At 54.9% G+C, this 19,680-nt stretch carries 23 protein-coding genes; 7 read left to right on the forward strand and 16 right to left on the reverse strand.

All coding sequences use genetic code 11. From position 1 onward, the window contains the following. Window positions 1-342: 342 nt before the first annotated feature. Entirely contained in the window at window positions 343-1,485 is a 1,143-nt protein-coding gene (locus tag ACJJIO_RS09155; protein WP_444910815.1) for an aminopeptidase, read from the reverse strand. A gap of 77 nt (window positions 1,486-1,562) precedes the next feature. Between ACJJIO_RS09155 and ACJJIO_RS09160 the strand changes: the two genes are divergently transcribed. After that, complete coding sequence (locus tag ACJJIO_RS09160) at window positions 1,563-1,796, forward strand: hypothetical protein (protein ID WP_152455765.1); 234 nt, start codon at window positions 1,563-1,565, stop codon at window positions 1,794-1,796. Between the two features lie 270 nt (window positions 1,797-2,066). Further along, window positions 2,067-2,261 carry a DUF3149 domain-containing protein gene (locus ACJJIO_RS09165; protein ID WP_252083824.1) on the forward strand — a complete coding sequence of 65 codons (195 nt, stop codon included), beginning with the start codon at window positions 2,067-2,069 and terminating at the stop codon, window positions 2,259-2,261. Between the two features lie 383 nt (window positions 2,262-2,644). Here the strand turns inward: ACJJIO_RS09165 and tatC are convergent, their stop codons facing one another. From tatC to ubiE, 8 genes are all read right to left on the reverse strand, one after another. Next, entirely contained in the window at window positions 2,645-3,400 is a 756-nt protein-coding gene (tatC, locus tag ACJJIO_RS09170; RefSeq protein ID WP_252083825.1) for a twin-arginine translocase subunit TatC, read from the reverse strand. After that, complete coding sequence (tatB, locus tag ACJJIO_RS09175; protein ID WP_444910816.1) at window positions 3,397-3,945, reverse strand: Sec-independent protein translocase protein TatB; 549 nt, start codon at window positions 3,943-3,945, stop codon at window positions 3,397-3,399. The genes tatC and tatB overlap by 4 nt, the downstream gene beginning before the upstream one ends. A 29-nt stretch (window positions 3,946-3,974) precedes the next feature. Next, complete coding sequence (gene tatA, locus ACJJIO_RS09180; RefSeq protein WP_444910817.1) at window positions 3,975-4,238, reverse strand: twin-arginine translocase TatA/TatE family subunit; 264 nt, start codon at window positions 4,236-4,238, stop codon at window positions 3,975-3,977. Between the two features lie 111 nt (window positions 4,239-4,349). Then, window positions 4,350-4,688 carry a phosphoribosyl-ATP diphosphatase gene (locus tag ACJJIO_RS09185; RefSeq protein ID WP_252083830.1) on the reverse strand — a complete coding sequence of 113 codons (339 nt, stop codon included), beginning with the start codon at window positions 4,686-4,688 and terminating at the stop codon, window positions 4,350-4,352. 8 nt (window positions 4,689-4,696) lie between these two features. After that, window positions 4,697-5,110: a phosphoribosyl-AMP cyclohydrolase gene (hisI, locus tag ACJJIO_RS09190; protein WP_444910818.1), complete on the reverse strand. Its 414-nt coding sequence runs from the start codon at window positions 5,108-5,110 to the stop codon at window positions 4,697-4,699. A 55-nt stretch (window positions 5,111-5,165) separates the two neighbouring features. Next, a complete protein-coding gene (gene ubiB / locus ACJJIO_RS09195; RefSeq protein WP_444910819.1) occupies window positions 5,166-6,776 on the reverse strand; it encodes a ubiquinone biosynthesis regulatory protein kinase UbiB in 1,611 nt (536 codons plus the stop codon). 2 nt (window positions 6,777-6,778) lie between these two features. Continuing rightward, window positions 6,779-7,408, reverse strand: a complete 630-nt coding sequence (locus tag ACJJIO_RS09200; RefSeq protein ID WP_444883169.1) for a ubiquinone biosynthesis accessory factor UbiJ — start codon at window positions 7,406-7,408, stop codon at window positions 6,779-6,781. A gap of 53 nt (window positions 7,409-7,461) precedes the next feature. Then, a complete protein-coding gene (ubiE, locus tag ACJJIO_RS09205) occupies window positions 7,462-8,211 on the reverse strand; it encodes a bifunctional demethylmenaquinone methyltransferase/2-methoxy-6-polyprenyl-1,4-benzoquinol methylase UbiE (RefSeq protein ID WP_252083834.1) in 750 nt (249 codons plus the stop codon). 138 nt (window positions 8,212-8,349) lie between these two features. On the opposite strand from ubiE, the gene ACJJIO_RS09210 reads away from it, so the two are divergent. Further along, window positions 8,350-9,162 (forward strand): CHAD domain-containing protein, encoded by an 813-nt coding sequence (locus tag ACJJIO_RS09210; protein ID WP_444910820.1) that lies wholly within the window; start codon window positions 8,350-8,352, stop codon window positions 9,160-9,162. Window positions 9,163-9,248: 86 nt separating this feature from the next. Here ACJJIO_RS09210 and ACJJIO_RS09215 read toward each other — a convergent pair whose 3' ends face one another. The 5 genes from ACJJIO_RS09215 to hslV all read right to left on the reverse strand — a co-directional run bounded on the left by ACJJIO_RS09215 (window position 9,249) and on the right by hslV (window position 14,983). Continuing rightward, entirely contained in the window at window positions 9,249-10,880 is a 1,632-nt protein-coding gene (locus tag ACJJIO_RS09215) for an alkaline phosphatase (protein ID WP_444910821.1), read from the reverse strand. Between the two features lie 15 nt (window positions 10,881-10,895). Beyond that, the gene (locus ACJJIO_RS09220; RefSeq protein ID WP_444910822.1) at window positions 10,896-12,431 is read right to left on the reverse strand and encodes an alkaline phosphatase; all 1,536 of its coding nucleotides are present in this window, start codon (window positions 12,429-12,431) and stop codon (window positions 10,896-10,898) included. Between the two features lie 244 nt (window positions 12,432-12,675). Next, window positions 12,676-13,050, reverse strand: a complete 375-nt coding sequence (locus ACJJIO_RS09225) for a gamma-butyrobetaine hydroxylase family protein (protein WP_444883173.1) — start codon at window positions 13,048-13,050, stop codon at window positions 12,676-12,678. Continuing rightward, window positions 13,051-14,367, reverse strand: a complete 1,317-nt coding sequence (gene hslU, locus ACJJIO_RS09230) for an ATP-dependent protease ATPase subunit HslU (RefSeq protein ID WP_444883174.1) — start codon at window positions 14,365-14,367, stop codon at window positions 13,051-13,053. A gap of 76 nt (window positions 14,368-14,443) precedes the next feature. After that, window positions 14,444-14,983: an ATP-dependent protease subunit HslV gene (hslV, locus tag ACJJIO_RS09235; RefSeq protein WP_252083840.1), complete on the reverse strand. Its 540-nt coding sequence runs from the start codon at window positions 14,981-14,983 to the stop codon at window positions 14,444-14,446. A 166-nt stretch (window positions 14,984-15,149) separates the two neighbouring features. Between hslV and ACJJIO_RS09240 the strand changes: the two genes are divergently transcribed. Beyond that, complete coding sequence (locus tag ACJJIO_RS09240; RefSeq protein ID WP_252083842.1) at window positions 15,150-15,398, forward strand: DUF2798 domain-containing protein; 249 nt, start codon at window positions 15,150-15,152, stop codon at window positions 15,396-15,398. A 1-nt stretch (window position 15,399) separates the two neighbouring features. On the opposite strand, the gene ACJJIO_RS09245 is transcribed toward ACJJIO_RS09240, so the two are convergent. Further along, window positions 15,400-15,960: an SPOR domain-containing protein gene (locus ACJJIO_RS09245; protein ID WP_252083843.1), complete on the reverse strand. Its 561-nt coding sequence runs from the start codon at window positions 15,958-15,960 to the stop codon at window positions 15,400-15,402. An 82-nt stretch (window positions 15,961-16,042) separates the two neighbouring features. After that, complete coding sequence (locus ACJJIO_RS09250; RefSeq protein ID WP_444910823.1) at window positions 16,043-18,268, reverse strand: primosomal protein N'; 2,226 nt, start codon at window positions 18,266-18,268, stop codon at window positions 16,043-16,045. Window positions 18,269-18,423: 155 nt separating this feature from the next. On the opposite strand from ACJJIO_RS09250, the gene ACJJIO_RS09255 reads away from it, so the two are divergent. From ACJJIO_RS09255 to rpmE, 3 genes are all read left to right on the forward strand, one after another. Then, the gene (locus tag ACJJIO_RS09255; RefSeq protein WP_444910824.1) at window positions 18,424-18,993 is read left to right on the forward strand and encodes a hypothetical protein; all 570 of its coding nucleotides are present in this window, start codon (window positions 18,424-18,426) and stop codon (window positions 18,991-18,993) included. Beyond that, the gene (locus ACJJIO_RS09260) at window positions 18,990-19,286 is read left to right on the forward strand and encodes a winged helix-turn-helix domain-containing protein (RefSeq protein ID WP_444887559.1); all 297 of its coding nucleotides are present in this window, start codon (window positions 18,990-18,992) and stop codon (window positions 19,284-19,286) included. Before ACJJIO_RS09255 ends, ACJJIO_RS09260 begins: the two co-directional genes overlap by 4 nt. Before the next feature lie 156 nt (window positions 19,287-19,442). Beyond that, a complete protein-coding gene (gene rpmE / locus ACJJIO_RS09265; RefSeq protein ID WP_083922744.1) occupies window positions 19,443-19,655 on the forward strand; it encodes a 50S ribosomal protein L31 in 213 nt (70 codons plus the stop codon). The last annotated feature ends 25 nt before the right edge of the window (window positions 19,656-19,680 follow it).

Genomic DNA, 19,680 nt, shown 5'->3' on the forward strand with positions numbered 1-19,680 from the left:
AGGATGTAACTCTTCCGGGGTTAGAGTTCACATTTATTGCCACACGTAATCAGCCACCTTTTATTCCTTATATTCTTGCTGACACTTGAGGTTCACTCACCATAGACAATAGCCTCACAAAGCTGTTGCGCAACTGATCGTCGAGAGATATTTCTCCAACAGTTCTATAATTGCTCTCTGAGAGTACCCAGTTTTCTCAGACTATAAATCTGTATCGATCCTTCTAGTTATGTTGATAGTAGCTCGCCATTGAATTTTTTAGTCAGGTGAGACCCGATATTACTAGCGGCCTTCCCTTGCCAACTGCACTTATTATCCGAAACCAAGATCCTTAAAGCCTATTTAAGGATCGTTATGAATACAAGCTTTCATATCAATATCAACTATCAGTTTCGATACATTATTTTTCCGTCTGTAATCAGTAGCCAGCCTCAACAAACTTTCCTCTCTTCCCTCCTTGTCGAGCTCACCTAATCTCTCAGCCGCATCATAAAAAGCCTCCCAACTACCACTATCCAAATAAAGCTGCTTAAAGGCCGGCACTTGGGATTCATATTCGGCGGCTAGAGCCAGGGTGGCATTGTTGGTTTTTTCTATATAGTTTTGATAGCGGGCAGGATTGGGCCAGTTTGCAGATAGATTTCTATAGCATTGACGTAATCGGGATAAAACTCGGGCTTTTTGTTCGTGCTTTAAATCATCTGGCTGTGAAGATTGATAGACTGTTTGTAATTGGCTGCGTGCGGCTGCCATCAATTGACGCACAGACAAGGTTTCTGCGCGGGCCTGAGCTGCGGAGCTGACCAGGCCCTGACTACTGAGCCAGCCGGGTAGGGCAATTTCTGAGACGGCGGTGGCAAAGCTCTCGTTGAACTGGGTATCACCGGAGATATAAACCCTTCTATGGGCCAGCTCATGAAATAAAAGACCGGCTAGGCGTTCCTGAGACCAATTAACAAAACTGGATAATATTGGGTCGTTAAACCAACCGAGGGTGCTGTAAGCGGGCACCGCGCCCAGATATACATCATAGCCCTGTCCACGCAGTTGATTCGCTTTTGCCTCTGCCGCAGACTTGCGAAAATAACCTCGGTAGCTGGCGCAGCCAGCGATAGGGTAACACCAGCGCTTAGGCTCAAGGGAAAACTCCGGCGCTGCCAGGACATTCCAAATCGGGTAGGTGTCATCTAACTGTACATAAGCGTTATAGGCATCACCTACCGGCAGTTGCAAAACTTCAGCTGCATAGGCACGAATCTGCAATACCAGTTGTAGCTGCTGTTGTAATTGCTCACTGGTACCCGGTTCATTAATGACTTTTTCTATCGGCTGACGCCCAGACAAAATACGCCACTGGCCGGAAGCTGCTTGGGCGTAATACCCGACGGTTTCACACCCCGCCAAATACAGTGGGATGATAAGCAGCCATAAGCGCAAATTAAGCCATTTTTTTGGCAGGCCCGTGACAAGCAATCTGCTATACACTTCCTTTCCTATTGTCATTTTAATGTGATCTGGCCAGGGCCTTTTCTTCCCCTTCAATAGCCTCTAAGGGTTATAGCATGATGCCAGTTAGCGCGGTTCTGACAGTATTTGCCCTGGCTTTTGCCGCCATTGCATGGCTGCGATTAGTGAAAGTGTGCTTTGACGACAGCACTATAGCTGGATTCCTCGCTCTTTTTATACCTCCCTTGGCACTCATGCTGCTTCTCCCTCGCTGGCGCCAGGAGCAGGAGTTATATCTACTATGGGGCGCAGCACTTGCCTGCCTGCTATTAAGTTTTGTGCTGCACTGATGAAAAAATTCCCTATGCTCTAAAGCGCATATATGAACCTAGCTAACTCTACCAAGCAAAATACCGGTCAGTCGCAGTACTGCACCTTTTCCTTTAGGAAAAGTAGCCCCCTAAGAACACCAGCACTTGGTATCGGCTTATATACGCCCAGCCAGAGACCACCGAACCTCCTCTTCTCCAGTAACTCAAGCCCAGTTGATTTAGGTCAAGAGGTTTGTAGCACAACGCCATACACTGCATAACTGAAGCATTGGCGTACTGGAGAGAAAGATGGATGCCTTAATTGATCTATTTACCAGCTTTTCCGGCTTGCTCAGTCTGGCCGTAATCGGGTTTATATTCCTGATGGCATTCTATTTTTATCGACTGGTTAGCAACAATGTGGAAAAAGCAGTAGCGGAGCAGGAAAAGAAAGAGCGCGCTGCAGCCACACGTGTCAATAAAACGGCGGCTGCATCTCGCTAATACCTGGGGTCTCAGGGTAGTACCATTGCCGCAAGTTTTTTGCGGCGCAGGCGGTTATTTTAAGAAACAGGAGTTTCGGATCTTAATCGCTAATTTCCTCAGCTGACCGTTTGGTTTTTGTTGCGATGGGGGCTTGCCAGTAGTGGCGCAAAAACCAATATCGTTCGGCTTTTTATTGCATGGAACGCAGACTGTCTACCCACAACCAGCTCTGTTTGAGAGCACGGCGTTGGATTTTGGTTAGGGCAGGTAAAACAACAGGGCGACTGCCCCGGCTGCGAAAGCAGTCGGGGCATTTTATTGCGCAAGCAAAATGTTGATTTGAAAAACTACTTCGAGCCGTTTAACTGATGGCGGAAATGTAATTTTTAAAAATCCGCAAATCAAGACTGCTCGGCTTGCTCTTTTGACCGGCGCGATGTAATCCAGCGACCAAACAAGATTCCCACCTCAAACAGCAACCACATGGGTACGGCCAGTAGGGACTGGGAGATAACATCCGGTGGGGTGAGCAGCATACCGATCAGGAAGCAGCCCACAATCACATAGGGACGTTTACTCCCCAGGGTTTTGGCATCCACTGCGCCACTCCAAATCAATAACACCGTGGCGATGGGTATCTCGAAAGCGAAGCCGAAGGCAAAAAACAACTTCAATACTAAATCCAGATAGCTGCGCATATCCGGCATAACTTTGATATCTGCGTGGGCCGAGCCAACAAAGAAATCAAATAAAATAGGAAACACTACGAAATAGGCAAAGGCCACACCGGCGTAAAACAAAAATACGCTGGTGACCAAGATTGGAATCGCAATACGCTTTTCATTTTTATAAAGACCGGGAGCTATAAAAGCCCAGGCCTGATAGAGCACAAAGGGAATGGCGATGAAAAACGATACAATAAAGGTGGTCTTAAATGGCGTAAGAAAGGTGGAGGTCACCTCTGTGGCAATCATGCCTGCATCGCCGACCAAACGCTCCTGTAGCGGATTGGCAATAAAGTTGTAGATATCCGAGGCAAAGGGTACCAGGCAGGCGAACAAAACCACTACAACCAGTAACGTGCGCAGCAGCCGATCCCGCAGCTCGATCAGGTGATCGATAAAGGGCTGATGGCTGTCTTGTGATTGATCGCTCATGGTTGCTTGTCTTTTTCCTGTTGCGACTCTTTTTCTACGTTTTTAGGCGTATTTTCCGGGTGCTCCGGATTCAGTTCGGGATCACCTAAATCGTGCCAGTGCTCTGGGTATTCCGGGTCCTGCAACTCTTCAACGGTTTCATCCTGCTCCGGTAAATAGTCTTCTTTTTCCGCGCGCGGATGATCGGGCTCCTGGGGCACTTTGGCTGGAGCTTTTTCCTTAGGTTTGGCCGACTCGCTGGGCTGGGGCTCCTCCTGCTGCTGCAGGGATTCATTCACCTCGCGGTTAGCCTCACTGAAGGTACGCTCCATTTCCCGGCGACTCTCTTCGATCTCCTTGAGGATGCGCTCATTGTGCAGTTCTCGGCGGATATCGTCGGCACCGACTTCCCGTTCCAGTTCCTCACGCGCACCTTGCAAGGTTCGCTTCAGGCCAGACCACCAGCGCGCTGTCGTGCGGATGGCATCGGGCAGGCGCTCCGGGCCCACCACAAGCAGTGCCACTACCGCGACCAGTAGTAGTTCAAAAAAGCCAATATCAAACACGGGGCATTACTCGCGTTAACAGTGCCGAATTATTTGTCCTGGGACTGCTTGTCTTTTTCTTTCGAGGTGCTGCCCTGTTGCGGCTTTTCTTCCTCATCGTGCTGAAGACGCTCAGGGTCTTTGCCTTTATCTTTGTCCTCATCCTTATCATCGTCCTTCACCGCTTTGCGGAAGCCTTTCAGTGCACCGCCCAGATCACCACCGAGGTTTTTCAAGCGCTTGGTTCCGAAAAGCAGCAGGACAATAACCAAGATAATCAACAGCTGCCAGATGCTAATTCCACCGAATCCCATAATTGTCTCCATGTCATTTAATACGGCAGCCGATTTGCATTGCCATTGGCCACCTTGGGTAAAACCACAAATTATCAGAGGACTGTTACGCCAGTCCTTCCAACTGAATTCTTATCCCTCTTTACTGCGGGATGCCTTTTCCTCCAGGCCAGAGAGGCCAAAGCGTCGACCCAGTTCACGCACTACATCCTGGGAGTCCGCTCCCAGGTGCGAAAGCATCACTAATGAGTGAAACCAGAGATCCGCCGTCTCGGCGATCATATCCCGGTTGTCGCCACTGGCCTGCGCATCTTTGGCGGCGAGAATTGTTTCGGTGGCTTCCTCGCCCACCTTTTCCAGTATTTTGTTGAGCCCCTTCCTATGCAGGCTAGCCACATAGGATTTATCGGCATCCTCTGCGCACTTGCGGCTCTCTAGTACCGCATCGAGTTGTTGCAGCAGGTCACTCATTTCCGGGCTCACTTGTAGATGGCTTTGGGGTCTTGCAATACCGGTTGGCTAACGCGCCATTCACCGTCCTGCAAGAGGTTGTAAAAACAGCTGCTACGGCCCGTATGGCAAGCAATTCCACCCTCTTGCTCAACCATTAACAGTACGGTGTCACCGTCACAGTCGAGGCGAATCTCGCGTATTTTCTGTAGGAAGCCGGATGACTCCCCTTTGCGCCACAGGCCCTTGCGGGAACGCGACCAGTAGACCGCATAGCCCTCGCTAGCGGTCAGTGCCAGAGACTCGCGATTCATCCACGCCATCATCAGCACGCGACCGCTTTTAAAATCCTGGGCAATGGCGGGTACCAGGCCATCGTTGTTCCAGCTGACCTGATCAATAAAGCCGCTTGCTGGCACAGCTTGAGTCAATGTCTCTTCCATCAGAATTCCAAGTGTAGGCCGGCGCGACGCCGGCAAAATACTGCCGCCAGTGTCATTAGGGCCAGAGCAGTAAAATCAGGGCTGCGATGCCCAATACCCAACCAGAGGGTGGCAACTGCTCCAGCCACTGCGGCCGGCTTAAGACCAGAGCACCTAAAGCGAGCACTACCCCGCCGAGCCGACGCAAATACTGCCAGCGCCCACGGCGCTGACTGCTCGCCAGTTTTTCACCGATATTTTCCAGTTGTGGCGCCAATTCCCGCGACTGCTCAAGGGCTGAATAGACCAATTGCGGCATCTGTGGAAACTTCTCCAGCCACTCGGGACCGTAGCGCTTGATCTCGCCCACCAGTGTTTTGGGGTGGATGCGTTCACGCATCCAACGCTCCAAAAATGGATGAGCAGTCTTCCACAGATCCAATTCCGGATAAAGCTGGCGTCCCAAACCCTCTATATTCAACAGGGTCTTCTGCAATAACACCAGTTGTGGCTGCACCGCCATATCGAAGCGTCGCGCAGTCTGGAACAGGCTGATCAATACCCGCGCAAAGGAAATCTCCCCCAGGGGTTTCTCAAAAATCGGCTCGCACACGGCGCGAATTGCCGCCTCGAAGGCATTTACAGGGGTATCCGCACGAACCCAGCCACTCTGTACGTGCAGCTCCGCCACCATGCGGTAATCGCGCCGGAACATGGCGAGCAGGTTGCGCGCCAGGTAGTACTGATCTTCTCGCGACAAGCTGCCGACAATGGCGGTGTCGATGGCAATATACTGCGGGCGCTGCGGGTGTTCCCGGGAGACAAAAATATTGCCCGGGTGCATATCCGCGTGGAAAAAGTTGTATTCAAAAACCTGCTTAAAGAAGATCTCCACGCCGCGCTCGGCCAGCAGCGGCATATTGGTATCCTGCTCGCGCAGCTGCGCTAAATCAGTGACAGGAATACCATTGATACGCTCCAGTACCAGCACGTTTTCGCGGGTGTAATCCCAGTAAACTTGGGGGATATATAGCAGTGGGGAATCAGTGAAATTACGCCGCAACTGGGTGCCGTTGGCCGCCTCGCGGGTTAAATCCAACTCACCCTCGATGGTATGACGGTAGTCTTCCACCACTTCCACCGGGCGCAGACGGCGGCCCTCTGGCACGAAGCGTTCGATAGCCCGGGCAATCACCCGCAACAGGCGCAAATCTTCCTGAATCACTTCGCCGATGCCCGGGCGCAGCACCTTGACCACGACTGACTCGCCGCTGTTAAGCACGGCGGCGTGAACCTGTGCCACCGAAGCTGCCGCTAGGGGCTCGTGCTCAAAGCTGGCAAAGACTTCATCGACACTAGCGCCAAGGGCTTCCTCAATCAATGCGCGACACTGATCACTGGGGAAGGGCGGTACTTTGTCCTGTAGATAGTCGAGCTGCTCAACCACATCCGGCGGCAACAAATCCGGCCGAGTGGAGAGCAGCTGGCCGAATTTCACAAAGATCGGTCCCAGCTCTTCCAAGGCGCGACGCAGTCGCTCGCCGCGCTCCATCTTTGGTTGCGGCAACAGTTTGAGTGGAGCCAGTAATCCGCGCAGCCACAGGGGGCGGCGTTCGGCTGGTAATAACAGATCTAAGCGATGGCGCAGGAAAACCCGCGCGATGGTAACAGTACGGGATATAGGCAAGACTACTCAGCCTCCCCGCGGGAAAACTGTTCCTGCAGCAGGCGCACCCGCGCCTCCAGGCGCTCGGTGGCCAGGGACAACTCGGCGAGGTCATCCGCGAAAGCTTCAAATTGTGCCTGTGGTGGCGTCAACTGCCATTCCTCACTGATCGTCTCTGCGGCCGCAACCGGCGCGCGACTAAGGCTGGCACTTAACCAGCTACTAGCACTGCGCAGCACATTGCCGATGGAGTGGGCAGGAATATCGCCAAACACTTGCGCAAGTGGCGCTTCCCAATCGATATCCAGATCGCTCATGATCCACTGCAACTCCGCCAGTAGGGCACTGGAGCCACTGATAGAGACACCCAGTGCCGCAGGCGTGGCATCGGGGTCCTTCAGTAATCGCACCAGGGAAATAGCCGAGCCGCTGATGGTGGTCGTTACATCTCCCTCCCAGTGCTGGCGCACGCGCACCTGATCGCCCTCAATACATAGGCAGCATTGCAACTTTGGAGCCGTCAGGTCGAGCGCCATGGTTTTGCCGTCCAACTCCTGCAGGCGTGCTCGGGTCGCGGGATCGTATTGCAAGGCAGTATTAATAGCGGTTTCCAGCGCGGCGTCAAAACCCGCGCGATAGGTGGGATCGCTCATGGTGGTTATTGGCCTCGTGCCATCACTTGGGGGTCAATCACGACGGGCACCTCTCAGGGCTTGATACCACGGTGCAACGCCACAATGCCACCGGTCATATTGTGAAATTCACAATCGACAAATCCAGCATCCACCATCATCTGCTTGAGCGTTTCCTGATCCGGGTGCATGCGGATGCTCTCCGCCAAGTAGCGGTAACTCTCCGCGTCGTTGGCCACCAATTTCCCCATAAATGGCAGCAGGCGGAACGAGTAGTGATCGTAGACTTTTTCCAGCAGTTTCGATTCCGGCTTGGAGAACTCCAGTACCAGTAAGCGCCCACCGGGTTTCAGTACCCGCAACATGGAGCGCAGCGCCAAGTCTTTATCGGTGACATTGCGCAGACCAAAAGCGATGGTAATACAGTCGAAGGTGTTGTCCGGAAAGGGCAGGTACTGGGCGTCCGCCTGTACCGGCACTACGTTGCCGGCAATGCCACGATCGAGCAGGCGGTCGCGGCCGACCCTAAGCATCGATTCATTAATATCTGCCAACACCACCTGACCGCTGGCGCCCACAATACGCGAGAAACGCGCGGTGAGATCACCGGTGCCCCCGGCTATATCCAGAATTTTCTGTCCCGGCCGCGCACCGGACAATTCGATGGTGAAACGCTTCCAGAGGCGGTGAATACCCCCGGACATCAAGTCGTTCATTACGTCGTAACGCGCCGCCACTGAGTGGAACACTTCCGCCACACGACCGGCCTTTTCCTCCACCGGGACCTCTTGGTAGCCGAAGTGGGTGGTCTTGCGATCCTTCATGCTGTGCTGCCTGCTGAGCCAAATTCAGTGCGCCATTGTACATCGACCAAGCCGGCGGAACAGTGCCCATGATTCGCCCTGTGGCAACTCACTAAAATTAAATCACACGAGAGAAAATACTGAGTCCAGGGCAAATTCATGGATTACCGACTCGACAGCGACATGCCCGCTGCACTGAGTCTGCGCACTGCGGCTCGCGCAGAAATACGCGCCGCCTGTAATAATGCCCGGCTTCTGCCAGGTGAACATGCCGTTCATGAGCTACGTAAACACTGCAAGAAACTGCGTGCTCTACTGCGACTGATTTTTCCGAAAGAAAATTCACTCTTCCAACTCGAGAACGATCGCTACAGGAAATTAGCGCGATCCCTATCGGCGGGCCGCGATCTGGTCTCCATACGCACCGCTCTACTTACCCTAGCTCCCCCCAACCACTTTGAAAAAATGCATAGAGTACTGCACCAATTACAGCGGTCGCTGCGAGATGAGGAGAGCCTTATTCGGGTCGAAGGGTTACTGCATGAGGCACAAAAGAGTATTGAGTGTTGGCCCCTGCAAAATATTGATTGGAGAGATATCGACGTAGGATATTTACGCAGCTACCAGCGCGCGCACAAAACCTGGCTAGAAACACGCGAAGGAGATAACGCCCATAAACTGCATCAATTGCGTAAAAGGGTAAAAGATCACTGGTACCACTGTCGCCTACTCAGAGAGAAACACCCCCAATCTATTGCGCTGCGCTGTGAACCGCTCAAACAACTCGCACAAATACTAGGGGACTGGCGTGATCTATACCTACTGTGTCGCTTTGCCATCACTGTGAGAGAGCCATTAGGGGAAGAGTTAATCAAGCTATTGGAGATGGGGGACTGGCACAAGATGCGACTGCGCAGGAAAATAGAAGACGGTTGCGCCATTTTCTTTGCCCACAAAACACTTGTGATCTAAGTGATGCTGGCGCAGAGGGCGCTGAAACTACTCACCAAAAAACTAAAAAGGCGCAGGAGGGTTTCCCGCGCCTTAAGCTCGCCAACTTATTTGGCGCTCTGCTCCAGTAGGCCGCCGGCGCGGGCCATCACATGGAACAGATAGTTCTGCTCATTGGTGCCGCTTACTAGGTGCGCACCGGGTCCTCGGGCCCAGACACCTACGTCTTCACCGCCGTGGGTCTCCCCGGAAAGAGGAACAAGGACTTCCTGGTGGAAGCCGGGAGCGGTGGTGTCCACATCGGTAAGATCCTGACGCCCTTGAACAATATCGTCATAGTAGCGGTCATCAGCATCGGTATTGTCGCCGTAATGTGCAAAACCGCGACCATTGGCATAGTTCAGGGTGGTGTAAGGCAAGCCGGTTTTATCCAGCTTGGGCATCTCTTCAGCCACACCGGTCTTGTCATTTTTAACTACCTTACCGAGGATTGGGTTGCCACGGGTAGTCCCACCGGCAATGGTCATCACGTGACTGTGATCCGCGGTAACAACGATTAGAGTATCCTCTGCACTGGTGTTATCCAGGGCTACCTGCACCGCCTTGGCAAACTCTTCCGCATCGCTGAGAGCATTGTAGGCATTGTTGGCGTGGTGACCGTGGTCGATACGCCCGGACTCCACCATCAGAAAGTAACCCTTATCGTTATGCTGCAGCATCTCAATGCCCTTGGCAGTCATCTCACTCAGGGAAGGCTCGCCGCCAACATCGTTGCCACGATCGGCCTCATAGCGCATATGAGAGGAGTTAAATAACGCCAATAGCTTATCGGTGTTAGTCACATCCAGCTGGTCAAACCCGGCTTTGTCTTCCATGTACTGCGCGGTGGTTACTCCATCGTTATAACGGGTTTTCCACGCTTCAATCAGATTGCGCCCATCGGTGCGCTTACCAGTCTTGCCTTCCGCATCGGTGAAGTCCGCTGGCAGGAAGTTGCGGCGTCCGCCGCCCATTACCACGTCGATACCATCGCCGGCCTCCAATTCAACCAGGTGGGTGGCGATATCGCGACAGCCATCCGGAGCAGTGTATTCCCACTCACGCTCAGGCACCTTGGCATAGGTGGCTGCGGGCGTGGCGTGGGTGATACGCGCGGTGCTGATGATACCGGTGCTTTTCCCCAGTTCCTCGGCCAGCTCCAGGGAGGTGGTCAGGGGACGTTCGAGGCTGGCAGCGCAGTCACCGCGGGCGACATTTTCAGCCACACTCAGAATACCCGCCTTGGTTTTCACTCCGGTAACCAAAGCGGTCATGGTGCCAGCGGAATCGGGGGTCTGCTGGTTGGTGTTATAAGTTTTTACCAAGCCGGCAAAGGGCATCTTTTCGAAGCTCAGCTGATATTCCTCGCCGTCGAGGCCCAGTTTTTGGCCGGCGAAGATACGCGCGGCGGTGACGGTGGAGATACCCATGCCATCGCCCACAAACAGAATAATGTTTTTCGCGGCACCCGGCGTATTGTTGATCTTCTCTGCGCTCGCCGCAGCTACGGCTTTCTGGCCATCTTCGAACCAGCTGCTTTCACTTTGGGTTGAGGAAAGGCCTAAATAATTCTGCTGCTGCGGTGTTTCAGTAGCATCCGGCACTTCAGCAACATTGTTGGAGCTGGAGTTATCGTCGCTACAGGCACTGGCCAGTACGGCAACGGAAAAGGCCAGCAGGGTCTTTTTAAACTGTTTCATGGTCAATACCCCCAATTATTCTTCTGACAGCGACAGGTCGGTCGCGGCAGTCATTATGTGGAAAACCGCGTTCTGTTCCAGATGTCCCTGCACTTTTTCGGCACCGGCGCCGATCGCGTGCAGACTAATATCCTCACCGCCGTGGCTTTCGCCCCCCAGGGCAACCAGGGATTCCTGGTGGAAGCCAGGCATCTCGGTATCCACATGCGTCAAATCATGGCGACCGGCGGCGATATCGTAGTCATCGCGCTTGTCTGCATCAGTTTCAGTACCCAAATCGGCAAAGCCACGGCCATTGGTGTAGGTCAAGGTGGTGTAAGGCTTATTGTCCTCGGCCAGGGAGACGGCCTGATTTGGCGCACCGCTGTCATCGTTGCCGATCACCTTGCCCAGAATAGGGTTACCTCTGGTGGGATAGCCCGCCATATTCATTACGTGGCTGTGGTCAGCAGTCACCAGGATCAGGGTTTCTTCCAGATTCACTTTTTGTAGTGCTGCCTTGACCGCGTCAGATAACTCGATCGCTTCATTCAGCGCGTTGTAGGCGTTACCGGAATGGTGAGCGTGATCGACTCGGCCGGATTCCACCATCAGGAAGAAGCCGTCTTCATCCTTTTGCAGCATATCGATAGCGGTGGTGGTCATCTCGACAATACTGGGCTCTTCGCTGTTCTTGGCGATGCGGTCAGCATCGTAGCTCATGTGATCTTCGGTAAAGAGACCCAACAGCTTATCTGTTTTAGCGATATCCACTGCCGACAGCTCGAAACCATTTTCGACGTAAACCGCATTCTGCTCACCGTCATAGCGCAGCAGCCATTCACCCGTTAGATTGCGCTCGTCTTCACGCAGACCACCTTCAGCCACCGGTGTAAAGTAGTTGCGGCCACCACCGAGCATGACTTCCATGCCATCGCCGATGTTCATTTCCACCATTTGTGTAGCGATATCGGTACAGCCCTCATCGGCCGCGTGTTCCCACTTGCGGCTGGCACTGTGGGCATAAGTGGCTGCCGGAGTAGCGTGGGTGAGGCGTGCGGTAGAGACGATACCGGTAGCCTTACCGCGGCTCTCCATCATCTCAAGGAAGCTATTCAAACCCAGCTCCTTACTCGCAGCACAGTCAGCCACCAGGCCCTTGCCATCCACATTGATCATACCAGCGCGAGTTTTCACCCCGGTCATCATGGCGGTCATGGTGCCGGCGGAGTCGGGGGTCTGCTGGTTGGTGTTGTAGGTTTTGATCAGGGCACTGTGAGGAAACTCCTCAAAAGAAAGGCTGTTCTCTTCACCGGGTTCACCGCGGCGCTGGCCCTCGAAGATACGGGCTGCAGTCAGGGTAGAAATCCCCATGCCATCGCCAACAAATAGGATGACGTTTTTGGCAGTTTTGGCTTCACGGGTAAGAGAAACGCGTTCTTCCAGGCGATCGGACGCCTCGGTAAACCATTCACTCTTAATTTGGTAATCGGGCAGGCTCGCGGCGGAAACCGCGGAAGCGAGAGGAATCAAACAAAAGGCGCTGAGTGCGCGGGCAAGTTTTTTTGCCACGGTGGGCCTCCGGAACTCGTGAATTTGGCGAGCATTAGAGTCCGGAAATATGACAAAAGAATTACGCGCCGATTAACATCTCGTTTTCTTTGTCATAAAGATTTGTACGCTTGTTACAACTGCAAAAAGACAGCCACATAATTGTTACAGTATTGCGAAATAATGCTGGAAATTATTGTTTTTCCTCGCTTTTTAATACTTTGGGAGGGAAGGAAAGTGCGCCACTGAAGGGCGCACTTGGCAGCTAACCGATAAATTTCACCACACTTTCATCCGGGTCGCGCCCCTTGCCCGCCGCGCGCAAGCGCTCCAGGTAGGCCTCCCAATTGACGGTGTATTTTTCGGCCAGCTCACGCAGATATTCCCAGGTGTAAATGCCGGTGTCATGGCCGTCATCAAAATCGATTTTCAGACCGTAACGACCGGCGGCTTCGACCCTGTCGATACCCACATGGATTTTTCCATCCACCAGCAGTGCGGGGCTATTGCCATGGCCGCGCACCTCGGCGCTGGGGGAGTAGACACGCAGATACTCTGCCGGCAGGCTGAACTCGCCATCGGCAAACAGCAACTGCAGAGTTTTCTCTGCGCGATTTAATCGTATTTTTTGCGGTTTCATTTACAGGATAAAACGCGAAAGGTCCTCGTTTTGGCTCAGCTCACCCAGGTGGCTGTCCACATAAGTCGCATCCACTTTGAGAGACTTGTCGCCGTCGCCGGCATCGAAGGAAACCTCCTCCAGCAGGCGCTCCAGCACCGTGTGCAAACGGCGTGCGCCGATATTCTCGGTGCGCTCATTCACTTCGTAAGCCACTTCGGCGATACGGCGAATGCCGTCCTCGGTGAATTGCAGTTCCAGACCCTCTGTCGCCAGCAAAGCCTTCTGCTGTTCGGTCAGAGACGCGGAGGGTTCGGTGAGAATACGCTCAAAGTCCGCGGAAGTCAGCGAGCTCAGCTCCACGCGAATCGGCATACGCCCCTGCAGCTCAGGAATCAGGTCCGAGGGCTTGGACAGGTGGAAGGCACCGGAGGCGATAAACAGAATATGGTCTGTCTTGATCATGCCGTACTTGGTGTTGACGGTGCTGCCTTCGATCAGTGGCAACAGGTCGCGCTGCACCCCTTCACGGGAGACATCGGCACCGCCGCTCTCCTGACGCTTGGCCACCTTGTCGATCTCATCGATAAAAACGATACCGTTTTGTTCGGCAGCGCGAATCGCACGGGTTTTGATATCTTCATCGTTCACCAGCTTGGCGGCTTCCTCATCGGTAAGCTGTTTCAACGCCTGCTTGACTGGCAGCTTGCGCTTGCGGGTCTTGCCCTGGGACATATTCGAGAACATGCCCTGCAGCTGGTTGGTCATTTCCTCCATCCCAGGAGGGGCCATAATCTCCACACCCATAGGCGCGGCGGCCATATCAATTTCCACTTCCTTACTATCCAAGTCGCCCTCGCGCAGCTTCTTGCGGAACAGCTGGCGGGTGCTGGAATCCTTGTCGTTGGGCTCAGCCGAACGCGCAGGTGGCAGCAGAGCGTCGAGAATGCGTTCCTCGGCCGCATCCATAGCGCGCTGTTGCACGCCAGCCATGGCCAGTTCGCGCTCCTGCTTCACTGCCATCTCGACAAGATCACGCACGATAGATTCTACATCGCGGCCAACATAGCCCACTTCGGTGAACTTAGTCGCTTCAACCTTAATGAAAGGCGCATTGGCAAGCTTTGCCAGACGGCGTGCGATTTCGGTTTTACCCACACCGGTGGGGCCGATCATCAGGATATTCTTCGGGGTGATTTCGGCACGGAGATCCTCGCTCACCTGCATACGACGCCAGCGGTTGCGCAACGCAATCGCTACCGCGCGTTTGGCATCCTGCTGGCCAACGATGTGGCGATCGAGTTCATGGACGATTTCACGGGGGGTCATCTGGGACATACAAATTCCTGCAAAACGGTTGTGCGGGCCAGGTTGCAGCCCGCTGGACTCAGGTGCTTCTTCTGAGAGCGCCCGGTCAGTAAGTCAATTCTTCGATAGTGTTGTTGTGGTTGGTGTAGACGCAGATATCACCGGCAATTTTCAAGCCCTGCTCAACGATCGAACGCGCGTCCATATCGGTATTGTCGAGCAGCGCGCGCGCCGCCGACTGGGCAAAGGGGCCGCCGGAACCGATAGCAATCAGGTCATCTTCCGGCTGAATCACATCGCCGTTGCCAGTCACAATCAAACTGGCGCTGTCATCTGCCACCGCTAATAGAGCTTCCAGGCGACGCAGGGCGCGGTCTGTGCGCCAGTCTTTGGCCAGCTCCACCGCAGCGCGGGTCAGCTGGCCACCGTGGGCTTCCAGCTTGGCTTCAAAACGCTCAAACAGGGTGAAGGCATCGGCGGTGCCACCGGCAAAACCGGCGATAACCTTATCTTTGTAAAGTCGGCGCACCTTGCGGGCATTGCCTTTCATAATGGTGTTGCCCAGAGACACCTGGCCGTCGCCGCCAATCACAACTTTGCCGTTGCGGCGACAGGATAAAATGGTGGTTCCGCGATACTGTTCCAATGGAGACCTCTCGGATTACGCGTGTACTGTGGCTGTGCAAGGCCTGTTGGCTTACACGCCGGGAAAATTAGTCAGATTAGATAAGTGAGGACGGGACGCACCGATTTCAATAAGAGAAGGGTCAATTGCTATACTGAGAACCCGTCATCCATTGCGGATTCGCTTCTTGGCTCTGCTTCCCTCCCGCTACTTCAAGCCGCTTTTCACCCTGGTTATGACCTGCGTGATGTCGGGAGTAATCTCTGGGGCGATTACCTACTCCCACCAGGGATTCAGCGAAGGATTTCTGCCGATATGGGGCCGGGCCTGGTTACTGGCCTGGATAATTTCACTGGGATTGCCGCCACTGATCAGACCGGTAATAAAAAGTCTGCTGGGCAAACTGGCGGCACCAGACGAGGAATCCAGCGGTTGATTTAATTTGCAGGTCGCTTCAATACTAGCGGCATCAGGCGATGTTCTGCCAGAACCTGGCGGGCTTTGGCCATGCGCGAGCGGTTGTCGAAGGGTCCAACTAAGACCCGATGCCAAGTGCCGCGGCTATCACTGGCAGACTCCACTTTGACATCCAGATTGGCCAGGGTGAGCTGGGCGCGCAGGCGCTCGGCTTCCGCCGCCTCGCGGAAGGAGGCGGCCTGCAAGATATAGACCTGCGCTTTGACCTTGTCAGCAGCCCCTTGTTTATTGGAGGAAGACTCCCCACGAATGGCGGGTTTGGCTACCTTGGGTGGCGGTACCGAAACTTCGTTTTCCTTGAGCATGGTATAGAAATCAAAGCGCGGTTCGGACGGCGCCTGCGCCGTCGGTTTGGTTGCCGGAGCTCTGTCACCAGCGGCACCTTTGCCATTGCCGGCCACACCGAACTGCAGCAGCAAGAACACCGCAAAGCCACCCACGGCATTGCCCAGTACAAACCACACCCATGCGGGTTTGCCCGAGGCACTTTTGCTGCGGCGTTTCGTGTTGCGACGGCTCATGGTGGAATTCTTCCCTGGATAGTCTACTCAGCAGGCAAATTGTACCGCCAATTTACACAAGGGCATTGCTCTCCCGCAAAATTCACGACAATTCCTGCGCATCCATGTCCACCGCCCAGCGCAAGCGGCGATTCTTATTGCTCTCGGCCCAGGCACATACCCGGGCCAGCAGGGGTTGTAACTGGGCGCGATTTTGTGCGGTCACCTGAACATAAAAACGGTAGCGACCAGATTTGCGCTCAAGCAGCGCCGGCACCGGTCCCAGATATTGCAACTGGGGTGAGGGCGGTACTAGGGATTGCATAAATAGGCGTGCATTATGCAGAAATTCCTCGGCCCAAGCGGGCTCCTCACACTCGGCCCGCACCAGTGCCATGGCGTGGGTCGGAGGCAGCTGTGCCACCGCACGATCGCGCAACAGCTGGCGCGCAAAAGTCCCGTAGCCTTTTTCCAACAACATTTGCAGCAGCGGATGCTCCGGGAAGCGGCTCTGCACCAATACGCGGCCACTCAAGCTGCCGCGCCCGGCGCGCCCCGCCACCTGCTCCAGCAACTGGCCTGTGCGCTCGGGCGCGCGAAAATCGGCACTGAACAAGCCGCCATCGGCATCCTGGATCACCACCAGGGTCACCCTCGGTAGATGGTGCCCCTTGGCCAGCATCTGAGTGCCCAGTAACAGACAGGGTTCGCCATCGCGGGCCGGCGCCAGCAAGCGATCGAGAGCCTGCTTACTGGTGGTGGTATCCCGGTCAACGCGAATTACCGGATAATCGGCAAAGCGCCGCGCCAGCAACTCTTCGCTGCGCTCGGTGCCGCCTCCCAGGGCAGAGATTGAGCGGCTGTGGCACTGCGGACAAGTATCCACCAGGGGGCGGCGATAATCGCAGTGGTGACAACGTAGCTGGCGCTGGCGTCGGTGCATGGTGAGTTTACTGGAACAGTGCGGACAGTCGGCAATCCAGCCGCAATCATCACAGTTGAGTGCCGGTGCAAAGCCACGCCGGTTAATAAACACCAGCACTTGCTCTCCGCGAGCCAGTGTCTCGCCGATATGACGTAAAACCTGAGGCGAAAAACCCTCTTCCAGGGGCTCGCGTAGGGTCGGCACCACGTGGATCTGCGGCGGGCGCGCCTCGCCGGCGCGCTGGCGCATGCGCAAATGTTGATAGCGACCATTAAGGGCGTTGTGCAAGGTTTCCAGGGAAGGCGTTGCAGAACCCAGCAGCACCGGCACATCACTGTTGCGCGCCAAAACCACCGCCAGGTCACGGGCGGAATAGCGCACACCATCCTGTTGCTTAAATGAAGCGTCGTGTTCCTCATCTACTAACACCACACCGAGTCTCGGCAGTGGCGTCATAATTGCCGAGCGGGTGCCAATAACGATATCCGCTTGGCCCTCAGAGGCGGCGAGCCACGATTGGGCACGCTCGCCCTCGGCCAGCCCCGAGTGCAGGGCGGCGATACTGTGCTCGGGAAAGCGCGCGGCGATGCGCCGCAAGGTCTGCGGAGTGAGACCGATTTCCGGCACCAACAACAAGGCCTGGCGCCCTTCGGCCAGAACCCGCTCCATTAACCGCAGGTAGACCTCGGTCTTGCCACTGCCAGTGGTGCCTTCTAACAAGGTGGCGGAAAAGCAACTGCAATCTACCGCAGCGAGTACCTGCTGCTGCTCACTATTCAGCTGCGGTGGCGGAGTGGCCTCCGCAGCCGGCATCGGCGGCGGCACCGTAGGACCCGAAACCCACTCCACCAGTTGGCGCTCCTGCAAGGCGCGAATCACCGCCGGAGTATGCCCCTGGGTTTTCAGGTAGGTGCGGCTCTGCTGGCCGGCGCGCAGTAATTGTTGCAACAGGGCCTGCTGCTTGGGCGCCCGCGCCAGTGCAGATTCCGGTAGCCCCTTGCCTTCGGTAGTGAGTTGCAACCACTGCTCAGCCCAATGATCAGCCGGCTTGCCCTTGCGCAAGGCGGCGGGCAGGGCGGCGGCGTAAACCTCTCCAACCGGGGCCTGGTAATAATCGGCGATCCAGTTGAGAAGTTTGCGTGCGCCACTGTCGAACAGGGCTTTGCTATCAATCAGTTCCTGCGCCGGTTTCAGCTGTGCCTGCGGCGACTCCAGCACTACCTCCACCAACACGGCTACCAATTTGCGCCCGGCAAAAGGTACCCACAAGCGCTGGCCGGGTTTCAATTCAGCGGGATTGAGGCCCTCCGGGGGCAGATAATCGAAGAGACGCCGCAGTGGCACTGGCACCGCCAACCGCAGGATAACTCCCTGTTGCACTGTCTTTGGTACCGTCTGCTGCACCCCGCCCCCAATAACCTCGGTAAAAGGCGCTAGTGTACTGGCTGTTACGACAAGGTACAGAGACTGCTAATTTTACTTGCCAACTCTAATATTTAGAGTACTCTATTAATCAACTCTAATATTTAGAGTTCACTAAATTAGCAAGGAAGACAGCCATGACCGATATGGAAAAACTCAAAGACAGCCTGGATTTTGTCAGCGATGCCGTGCGCAGCAACCAAATGGAGAACGGCACCCCATCACTCTATTTTTTGTGGGGACTACTAATTTTTATCGGATTCGCTTTGGCGGACCTGGCCCCGCAACTCACCGTGTATTACTTCCTGGTGGCGAGTACCGCCGGCGGACTGTTCAGCTGGTGGCTGGGCGAGCGAACAGCACGCCGCACTGGCATCAATAACAGTACCTTTGGTCGCAAGTATGGTTGGCACTGGCTGGTAACTGGGATCGGTTTCCTGTTGATATTGGCCACAATGATCGCCAGGCCCAACGCCGCTGGCCCGGAGCAATTTCTGCTTTTAGCCGGACTCTCCTATAGCCTCGCCGGTATCCACCTGATCCGTCCACTGCTCTACAGCGGTATATTGATGCTGGCCAGTTACCTGCTGATCATTTTGCTGACACCACCCTACGCCTGGGTACTGAGCGGCCTGGCGATCGGCTGTGGACTTGTTTGGACCGGCCTGGTACAGCGGGCCAGGCAAACTAATGGAGCGGCGCAATGAAAGCCCTTGCGGACTTGGACCCGGTCCTCGAACACCGGGTACGCCTCGCGATTTGTGTGATGCTAGCGAAATACGAGGAAATCAGCTTCTCTCTCTTCAAGGAGCAGTTGCAGGTAACCGATGGCAACCTCGGCGCGCAGCTGCGCCGCTTGGAAGAGCAGGGCTATATTACTCTGCGCAAAGACTTTGTAGAGCGTAAACCCGTCACCTGGTATCGCCTCACTGAGAGCGGGCGAGAGGCGCTGAACAAGCACCTGCAGGCTCTGCAGCAACTTATCGCCGCCGCGGAATAACACCATTGCCCGGCCTTGTATTTGGGCTTGAACCCCGGCGCTAATCTGATAGTATGCGCCGACTTTTTAATCAGCCTGGAACCAATCCGGTTCCTGCTCCAACGACGATGCCGTGCCCGGCAACAGATCGAGTGGCGGTTTCGGAAAGAGGCAATCATGAAAGCAGATATCCATCCTAACTACACCGACATCACCGCTACTTGCTCCTGCGGCAATGTTGTTAAGACCCGCTCCACCCTGGGCAAAGACCTGCAGATCGACGTCTGCTCCCAGTGCCACCCCTTCTACACCGGCAAGCAGAAGCAGGCTACTACCGGTGGACGCGTGGACCGCTTCAAGAAGCGTTTCGGCAGCCGCATCGGCAAGTAATCCGAATAAAGAGGTACTTTGGTAC

The organism is Microbulbifer mixtoriginis (SeqCode) (assembly GCF_052467235.1).

Coding starts and splice junctions, on each gene's coding strand:
- ACJJIO_RS09165 (WP_252083824.1), top strand. CDS start 2,067: ATGGATGCCTTAATTGATCTATTTACCAGCTTTTCCGGCTTGCTCAGT.
- ACJJIO_RS09245 (WP_252083843.1), bottom strand. CDS start 15,960: ATGAGCCGTCGCAACACGAAACGCCGCAGCAAAAGTGCCTCGGGCAAA.
- hslU (WP_444883174.1), bottom strand. CDS start 14,367: ATGTCCCAGATGACCCCCCGTGAAATCGTCCATGAACTCGATCGCCAC.
- tatC (WP_252083825.1), bottom strand. CDS start 3,400: ATGAGCGATCAATCACAAGACAGCCATCAGCCCTTTATCGATCACCTG.
- ACJJIO_RS09185 (WP_252083830.1), bottom strand. CDS start 4,688: ATGAGTGACCTGCTGCAACAACTCGATGCGGTACTAGAGAGCCGCAAG.
- tatA (WP_444910817.1), bottom strand. CDS start 4,238: ATGGGATTCGGTGGAATTAGCATCTGGCAGCTGTTGATTATCTTGGTT.
- rpmE (WP_083922744.1), top strand. CDS start 19,443: ATGAAAGCAGATATCCATCCTAACTACACCGACATCACCGCTACTTGC.
- hisI (WP_444910818.1), bottom strand. CDS start 5,110: ATGGAAGAGACATTGACTCAAGCTGTGCCAGCAAGCGGCTTTATTGAT.
- ubiE (WP_252083834.1), bottom strand. CDS start 8,211: ATGAAGGATCGCAAGACCACCCACTTCGGCTACCAAGAGGTCCCGGTG.
- ACJJIO_RS09210 (WP_444910820.1), top strand. CDS start 8,350: ATGGATTACCGACTCGACAGCGACATGCCCGCTGCACTGAGTCTGCGC.
- ACJJIO_RS09255 (WP_444910824.1), top strand. CDS start 18,424: ATGACCGATATGGAAAAACTCAAAGACAGCCTGGATTTTGTCAGCGAT.
- ACJJIO_RS09260 (WP_444887559.1), top strand. CDS start 18,990: ATGAAAGCCCTTGCGGACTTGGACCCGGTCCTCGAACACCGGGTACGC.
- ACJJIO_RS09160 (WP_152455765.1), top strand. CDS start 1,563: ATGATGCCAGTTAGCGCGGTTCTGACAGTATTTGCCCTGGCTTTTGCC.
- ACJJIO_RS09225 (WP_444883173.1), bottom strand. CDS start 13,050: ATGAAACCGCAAAAAATACGATTAAATCGCGCAGAGAAAACTCTGCAG.
- ACJJIO_RS09215 (WP_444910821.1), bottom strand. CDS start 10,880: ATGAAACAGTTTAAAAAGACCCTGCTGGCCTTTTCCGTTGCCGTACTG.
- ACJJIO_RS09200 (WP_444883169.1), bottom strand. CDS start 7,408: ATGAGCGATCCCACCTATCGCGCGGGTTTTGACGCCGCGCTGGAAACC.